This is a genomic window from Bradyrhizobium macuxiense (assembly GCF_001542415.1).
Taxonomy (GTDB): domain Bacteria; phylum Pseudomonadota; class Alphaproteobacteria; order Rhizobiales; family Xanthobacteraceae; genus Bradyrhizobium; species Bradyrhizobium macuxiense.
The window spans coordinates 1-8,026 of the sequence record NZ_LNCU01000097.1 but is presented as its reverse complement, the minus strand read 5'-3'; the positions used below and the strand labels follow the sequence as shown (position 1 = coordinate 8,026).

General features: G+C 64.2%; 8 protein-coding genes. 1 reads left to right on the top strand and 7 read right to left on the bottom strand.

What is annotated here, in order from left to right; genetic code table 11:
• The 7 genes from AS156_RS28890 to AS156_RS28860 all read right to left on the bottom strand — a co-directional run.
• Positions 1–1,346 (bottom strand): amino acid permease (locus tag AS156_RS28890; RefSeq protein ID WP_245313113.1); only part of this gene is annotated, 1,346 nt, incomplete at its 3' end.
• Between the two features lie 123 nt (positions 1,347–1,469).
• The gene (locus AS156_RS28885) at positions 1,470–1,772 is read right to left on the bottom strand and encodes a BA14K family protein (RefSeq protein WP_066511856.1); all 303 of its coding nucleotides are present in this window, start codon (positions 1,770–1,772) and stop codon (positions 1,470–1,472) included.
• 186 nt (positions 1,773–1,958) lie between these two features.
• Entirely contained in the window at positions 1,959–2,504 is a 546-nt protein-coding gene (locus tag AS156_RS28880) for a c-type cytochrome (RefSeq protein ID WP_082747784.1), read from the bottom strand.
• Positions 2,491–3,768 (bottom strand): sulfite dehydrogenase, encoded by a 1,278-nt coding sequence (gene soxC / locus AS156_RS28875; protein ID WP_066511854.1) that lies wholly within the window; start codon positions 3,766–3,768, stop codon positions 2,491–2,493. Before soxC ends, AS156_RS28880 begins: the two co-directional genes overlap by 14 nt.
• An 84-nt stretch (positions 3,769–3,852) precedes the next feature.
• Positions 3,853–5,061: a cytochrome P450 family protein gene (locus AS156_RS28870; RefSeq protein ID WP_066511852.1), complete on the bottom strand. Its 1,209-nt coding sequence runs from the start codon at positions 5,059–5,061 to the stop codon at positions 3,853–3,855.
• A gap of 75 nt (positions 5,062–5,136) precedes the next feature.
• On the bottom strand, positions 5,137–5,607 hold the full coding sequence (locus AS156_RS28865) for a DUF1801 domain-containing protein (RefSeq protein WP_066511948.1): 471 nt from the start codon (positions 5,605–5,607) through the stop codon (positions 5,137–5,139).
• 144 nt (positions 5,608–5,751) lie between these two features.
• A complete protein-coding gene (locus AS156_RS28860) occupies positions 5,752–6,708 on the bottom strand; it encodes a catechol 2,3-dioxygenase (RefSeq protein WP_066511851.1) in 957 nt (318 codons plus the stop codon).
• A 215-nt stretch (positions 6,709–6,923) separates the two neighbouring features.
• Between AS156_RS28860 and AS156_RS28855 the strand changes: the two genes are divergently transcribed.
• The coding region (locus AS156_RS28855) for an IS701 family transposase (RefSeq protein WP_066500704.1) at positions 6,924–8,026 on the top strand (1,103 nt) is incomplete at its 3' end.

Sequence of the window (8,026 nt, the reverse complement as noted above, 5' to 3'; positions counted from 1 at the left end):
CCGGCGGGCGCCACCAGCCAGATCGCGGGCGCCCTGAACGGGCGCGGCAAATCGGGATCGCGCAGGCGCAGCACCAGCGTGCCGACCGAGACTACGGCGAATGCGAACAGCGTGCCGATGCTGACGAGCTCGCCGACCAGCCCGATCGGCAGCAGGCCGGCAAGAATGGCGGCGATCACGCCGCAGATGATGGTCGAGACATAAGGCGTCTGGAAGCGCGGATGGATTTTTGCGGCGAAGGCCGGCAGCAGACCGTCATAGGCCATCGAGCGAAAGATCCGCGGCTGCGCCAGCAGCATGATCAGGATCACCGACGTTAGGCCGAACAGGATACCGAGCTTGATGAATGGGCTGAGCCAGCCGACGCCGACGGCATCGATGCCGACCGCGATCGGATCCGGCACGTTCAGCCGGTCGTACGGCACGATGCCGGTCAGCACGAAGCCGACCGCGACATAGAGCGCCGCGCAGATCACGAGCGAGCCGAGAATGCCGATCGGCATGTCCCGCTCCGGCGTCTTGGCCTCCTGCGCCGTGGTCGAGACCGCGTCGAAGCCGATATAGGCGAAGAACACCACGGCGGCGCCGCGGACCACGCCGGACCAGCCGAAGGCGCCCGGGCCGGCATTCGGCGGGATCAGCAAGCCGTCCGGATTGCCCGTGGTGACCCAGTTCGACAGCGACACCGACGACGCGGTGGTGGCGAGGAACAGCGCGATGACGATCAGCTTGAGCGCAACGATGAAGCTGGTGAAGCGCGCGGACTCGCGGATGCCGATCACCAGCAGCGTGGTAACGAAGACGATGATCGCCATCGCCGGGATATTGATGACCGCGCCGGTCGACGACCATGCGCCGGTATTGACGTCATAGGCGAGCGGCGCCGAGCTGAATTGCTGCGGCAGGTTGATGCCGAGATCGCGCACGAAGCTGACGAAATAGCCGGACCAGCCGACCGAGACCGCGATCGCGCCGACCGCATATTCGAGGATCAGGTCCCAGCCGATGATCCATGCGATCAGTTCGCCGAGGGTCGCATAGGCATAGGTGTAGGCGCTGCCGCAGATCGGCACCGTCGACGCCATCTCGGCGTAGCAGAGCCCGGCGAATGCGCAGGCAATCGCGCCAAGCATGAAGGACAGCGTGACGGCGGGACCGGCATTGGCGGCCGCCGCGTGGCCGGTCAGGACGAAGATGCCGGCGCCGATGATGCCGCCGATGCCGAGGCTCACCAGTTGCAGCGCCGACAGCGAGCGCTTGAACCGCGGCGCCTCGGCGTCGCCGACCGCCTGAGCGGCCTCCTGCAACAGCTCGGTCGTCGATTTCCGCACCCAGACGTCGGCCAAACCGTTCACCTCCGCCGTCGGCCCGATCCACGCAACCATAACCCGCCGGAGGCAGGAGCGTTCAAATGCCAGGCCGAAGCGTGGCATTCAAGCAGCCTTATCCACTGTGAAAGTGGTGCAACGCTACTGGCAGGCGTGCCGGCGGCCGTCGCGGACGTGGAAGGTGCCGGGTGCGGGATCGAACGAATGATGGCGCATACAAGCGAACGACGTTGGCGCCATGGCGCCATAGGCGTTGCCCGGATCGCCGCGACGCTCTGCGGCCAACTGGGATTCGTCCCAGGGCGTCAGGGCTCCACCATTGATCGAGCTGCGGCCGGGATTCTGTGCATCAAACGCCGCCGGCTCCGACATCTGCGCGACGGCGGGCGCAAGCGTAACTCTCAGCAGCAGCGCCGCGGCTGCAGCAATCCTGTGTCCGGCCATGTGATCTCTCCGATGCGTCAACTGAAGACCGTCGAGAGACGGCGGCAGCCGTCCCCGACTGAATCAAGGACTGACCTGACGACGGAGAAATTCCGGCCGCGGACAGCAACCGGGTCACGATGCCGCGACGTAGCCGCGGCGGCGCACGGCCACCGCGGCATACAATGGGCCGTTCCGGCCTGGCCCTCAGTGGTCGTGCACGTCAGGCCTGGGGTCGGAGACAAAGCCGTCGCGGTTCGGCATCTTGATCGCGGCCAGCGACTTGGCATCGAGCACCGCGTCTTGCGGAACGATGCCGTTGAGGCTGAGAATGTAGGCGGATACCGCGTAGACATCCTCATTGCTCAGCGACTGCGGCGCGTTCTGCGGCATGGCGCGGCGGATGTAGTCGAACAGCGTCGGAGCGTAAGGCCAGTAGCTGCCGACGGTGCGGATCGGCTTGGCACTCGCGAGCGTGCCCTGCCCACCGACCAGGCGGTCGCCGATGCCTCCCTGCCCGTTGTCGCCATGGCAGGCGACGCATTGCTCGCTGAACACGACACGGCCGCGCTCGACGCTGCCACTGCCGGGCGGCAGGTTGGAGCCGTCGCGACCGATATCGATGTTCCAGCCGGCGATCTCCGCCTGTGTCGCAGGCTGGCCGATGCCGTAGCGCTCCTCCGCCTGTGCAGCGAAACCGACGGCGGCAATCGCGCTCACCAGCAGCGCGAGTTTGAGGTCAAGCCTGCGCATTGCTCACCTCGCCATTCGCATCGATCCGCCAGGGCCAGATCGCATTGTTATGATAGAAGGAGTTGACACCACGCACAGCCACCAACTCAGCCAGTGTCGGCTGCACGTAGCCGGTCTCGTCGATGGCGCGGCTCTGGATCACTGCCGGCGTCCCGTCCCAATGCCAGGGCAAGCGGAAGCGCGTGAGCGCGCGCGTCAGCACTGGCTCCTGCAGCGTCGCATCCTGCCAGCTCTCGCCGTCATCGACCGACACCTCCACGCGCTTGATCTTGCCGTGGCCGCTCCAGGCGATCCCGGTGATCTCTTGAAAACCCTTCGCGGTCAGCTTCTGTCCACCGGACGGCCGCGTGATGATCGATTTGGCTTCCATATAGAAGGTGAACTCGCGCGCCGTGCCGTCGGGCATCGGGTCGGTGTATTTCGAGGTTTCCTCGCGCGAATAGACGGGCTCCGCCACCACCTTCAGCCGGCGCAGCCATTTCACGTTCATGTTGCCTTCGAAGCCGGGCACCAGCAGGCGCAGCGGATAGCCCTGCTGCGGGCGCAGCCGCTCGCCGTTCTGGCTGTAGACCAGCATGGCGTCGTCGAGGCATTTCTCGATCGGGATGCTGCGGGTCAGCGCGGCGGCGTCGGCACCCTCGGCCACGATCCATTTGGCGCCGGCCTGCAGGCCGGCCTCGTTCAGCACCGTCTTCAGCGGCACACCGGTCCATTCGGCGCAGCTCAAGAGACCGACGAGGTCGGACGCCGTCTTGCCATACGGCTTGGTGTAGACCGGGTTGCCGGAGCACTCCAGAAAATGGATGCGCGACTGCGACGGAAAGCGGCGGATGTCGTCCATCGTGAACACCAGCGGACGATCGACCATGCCGTGCAGCATCAGCCGGTGCTCGGCTGGATCGATCGTCGGCACGCCGCCATGGTGACGCTCGTAGAACAGGCCGTTCGGCGTGATGATGCCGTCGAGATCCTGCAGCGGCGTGCGGCCCGAGGCCGAGATATATTGCGGCAGCGTCTTCGAGATGTTCTTGATGACGCCCTTTTCGTAGGTGGAGGGCGCGCCGTAGGGCTGGCTTCCCATGGGGGCACCAGGGGCTTTCATCCATTCGGGCACATTGGGCGGAAGATTATTCCCGGATTCAGCGAGCGCGCCGGAGCCGCCGAGCCCTGCGACCGCAGAGCCGCCGGCCAATGCTGCACCCGCCTGCAGGAAATGCCTGCGGGACGCCTCCCGCACGCGCTTATCCGTCGTCTGTTCGCTCATCGACGTATTCCTCTGACGTTCGTGTCGGCGCAACCTAACACCAAACGCCTGAGGCGCCGCAACGATCCAGCGCGAGAGGCCGCTTCAACTGCCCGCGACGACAGGCAGCTTGTCGATCGCGCGGATGCCCGGCCGCCCGCGCCAGCGAACCTGCTCAGGCTTGACCGCAAGCTGCAGGCGGGTCCAGCGCGTGAACAATGCCTGCAGCGCGCAGGCAGCCTCGATTCGCGCAAGCTGATGACCGAGGCAGAAATGGATTCCGGTCCCGAACGAGACGTGCCGATTCGGCTTGCGTTCGAGATCCATCTTCTCAGGATGCTCATGGGCGGCCGGATCGACGTTGGCGGCTGCGAGCATCGCCATCACGCGATCGCCCTTCTTCAGCCTGACGCCGCCGAGCTCGACCTCGCGCCTGACATAGCGCGGTTTGGTAAATTGCACCGGCGACACGAAGCGCAGGAATTCCTCGATCGCGAGGCTGATGCGGCTCCAATCGGCCTCGAGCCAATCGCGCCGCGCGGGGTCCCTCAGCAGTTCGAACACCGAGCCGCTGATCAGATGCGTCGTGGTCTCCGAGCCGGCCGCGAGCAAAAGAAACATCATCGAGACCATTTCGTCCGGCGTGATGCGGCCGCCTTCCTTCTCGACCTGCACCAGCTCCGCGATCAGTCCCTTGCCGCCCTTCTCGCGCACGGATTGCAACTGCTCGGCGAGATAGCGCCGCATCTTCGACAGCGAACCCATCATGCGCAGGAAGCTGATCGGGCTTCGGAGCTGCGTCATCGCATTCGCCCAGGCGATGAATTTCGGCCGGTCGGCGAGCGGCAGGCCAAGCAGTTCGCAGATCACCGACACCGGCAGGATCCGCGCATAGCGCTGAACGATGTCGGCTGGGGTTCCCGCCGCGAACAGTTCGTCGGCCATGCGATCGGCGATGGCGCGGATATGCGGCTCCATGTCGAGCACCGCGCGGCGGCGAAACGCTTCATCGACGATGCTGCGCAGCCGCGTGTGGTCGGGCTCGTCCATCGTCAGCATGTTGTTGGCAACAGTGGCGATCGACTTCGGCATCCACCAGCGCAGGCCCGCGACCTCGCCGTCTTCCTTGCGCAGCGTGAAGGTCGCGCTGTCCTTCAGCATCGCGGTGGCCGTGTCATAGGTGGTCGTCAGCCAGACCCGGCCGACGATCGGAAATTTCACCTCGACAATCTGCCCGCGGGCGCGCAACGCGGCGATGCCGGCAACGGGATCTCGGTTGAAGTTCTCACTGGAAAAGTCGGGTTGCGATGTCATGGCGCCACCTCATGCCCCCGTTCGTGCCTCCGAAACATGGTGAGAAACGCAGCGCAGGCAAGGCCGGAGCGCCGCTCACATTCGTTCGCCGGGCAGTTGACTGGCTTGCTTCACCCATGCGGTGAACTGGGTTTCGTCGAGTTGGTCGCTCTCGTGGATGTTGAGGTAGCGCGTGTATTGCTGCTTGGACTCACCTGGCGGGACGGGACGCAGCAACGCGCCGCGGAAAAAGGCCACCTTGACGTAGTTCGTGAAGGTGTGGATTCCGAGGAACCAGCCTTGGCCTTCCATACCGTAAAGCGGCGAGTTCCACTTCACCGCCTTGTGCACGCCGGGCACCGTGCGCGAGATCAGTGCATCGAGGCTGCGTCCGACGTCGCGTTTCCAGCCCGGCATCGCCGCGATATAGGCCTGCACGGGAGCGTCGCCCTCGCCCTTCGCAATCTGGGGATTGCCGCCCGCGAGCAGGCGCGGCTTCGCGGCACTCCGCCTAGCGGGGACCTTCCTTGCGATCTTCGCCGATCCCTTCGACGTCTTGCCCTTCATCGTGCCGATCCTCTCGAACCAGACCATGTCGATCGTGCGTCGGAGACTATAGCCATCGACCGCTTGTGGTCGCGGCGGCGTATCGACGCGTTTGGGAGAGCGTTCCTCGCGGCAGGTCCACGGTTCCGGATTACGACTCGCGTCTCAGCGCGCCACGGGCGGCGTGCCGTGGGTGTGAAACGACTCGATCGTCTTCAGACCCCAGGCCTGTCCCTTCCTGCGCTCCTCCTCGGTCCATACGATCGGCTTCCAGTCCGGCGCGAGGATCAGGCGGGCGCCGGCATTGGCGACCTCGACGCGGTTGCCGCCGGGTTCATAGACGTAGAGGAAGAACGTCTGCTGGATCGCGTGCTTGTGCGGCCCGGTCTCGATGTGCACGCCGTTCTCGAGAAAGATGTCGGCGGCGCGCAGGATCTCCTCGCGACTGTCGAGTGCGTAGGTGACGTGATGGAAGCGGCCCTCGACGCCGTAGTGATCACGCGTGTAGGCGAAGTCGTAGCTCTTGTTCGACATCGTCATCCACATCGCGGCTTCAGTACCGTCGTTCAGCACGATCTGCTCGGTGGTGCGACAGCCGAGATAGTTTTCGAAGAACAGACGGTTGGCCTTGATGTCGACCGCAAGGCAGTTGAGATGATCGAGCCGGCGGACATTGATGCCGCGCGCCGGAAAGCGCTGCGCCTGGTTCTTCAGCGCCGGCTTCAGCTCGGCGGGCGCCTTGTACCACTCGGTCTCGTAGTAGAGCTCGATGACGTGACCGTCGGGATCGCGGCAGCGGAATGCCGGCCCCTGCCCCATGTCGCCATCGACCCAGCCGATGTCGAAGCCCGAGCCCTTCAGCGCCGCAACGCGGCGCTCGAGCGCCTGCTCGCTGCGGGCGCGCAACGCCATGTGCTCCATGCCCGAGGTCTTCGACGCCGTGAGCTTGAGCGAATAGCGCTCGTAATCATCCCAGCCGCGCAGATAGACCGACTCGCCCGTCCGGCCGCTGACGGTCATGCCCATCACGTCGACGAAGAATTTGAGGCTCTCGTCGGGTTTGGGCGTCAGCAGCTCCATATGGCCGAGATGCGCGAGATCGAAGATCGGTTCCGGCTGCATGAGACGGTCTCCTTCGGCGATGACGCCAGATCGATGTCGAGAAGTATCGCCCTGAAAGGCCGACGGCGCCCATTTGCACTAATGTACAAGAGATTAAGTCTCGTCAACAAATTGTTGGGTCGACGCCGGCCACAGACGTACGGAGACCGGTCAGGATCACCCGCGCCTAGCATTACAGTTGTGTTTTCTGAGAGTTTCTGAATCCATGGGCAACCATGATTCGAAGATTGTGGGCGCAGGCAGCGTCAGTTGAAGAGACGCTTGCGTTGTGGGCTGCGTCGCTTCGGGAGGTTAAGAAGCGGATACGTCCGCTGTTCGGGCAAGAACGTGTTGCGAGGAACGCGGGCCTGTTTCTGGAAGGTCTGCTCGGTGATGAGCAACGCAAGACCGGTTGGATGCGCGCGGAGGCCGCTGGCGATCCTGGTCCTTGGCGGCAACAGGCGATCTTGGGTCGCAGCGATTGGGATGCCGATGCCTTGCGCGATATTGTCCGCGACTATGTGATGGAGCATTTGGCAGACGACGATGCGGTCCTCGTCATCGACGAGACCGGCTTTCTCAAACAGGGGAAGGCGTCGTGCGGCGTGGCGCGGCAATACACCGGTTCGGCAGGCAAGATTACGAACTGCCAGATCGGCGTGTTCGCTACCTACGTTTCGCGTCATGGCCATGCGTTCATCGATCGCGCATTATATCTTCCGAAGGAATGGACCGACGATCCAGATCGCCTGGAAGCCACATACGTGCCTGCCGACGTCGGTTTTGCGACCAAGCCAAAGCTTGCGACGAGAATGATCGCACGGGCGATAGCGGCGTCTGTCCCATTCAACTGGGTTGCCGGCGATACCGTTTACGGTGTTGGCGACCTCGAACAGCAATTGCGTCGGGCCGGCAAGGGCTACGTGCTTGGGGTCAACAGCGCTCATGTATTCCGATCCTGGGGCAAGCGACCGCCGGTCGCCGGGACGGCTGCGGAACTCGCCCGGACGCGACGCCCATCCGACTGGAAGCGCCTGTCGGCCGGTGCCGGAACCAAAGGACCGCGGCTGCACGATTGGTGTTATCTCGAACTAGCCGATCTCGATGCCGAAGAATTCAACAGCGTCGATCAAGGTCTTTGGACACGCGGTCTGCTGATCCGGCGTCGTATCGCTGATGATGACCTCGCCTTCTTCTCGACCTGGTGCCCGGCAGGAACATCAATTGAAACGCTGGTCGCGGTCGAAGGCCATCGATGGGCGATCGAAGACAGCTTTGAAACTGCGAAAAACGAATTCGGGCTCGATCACAACGAGAGCAGATCCTGGCATGGCTGGCA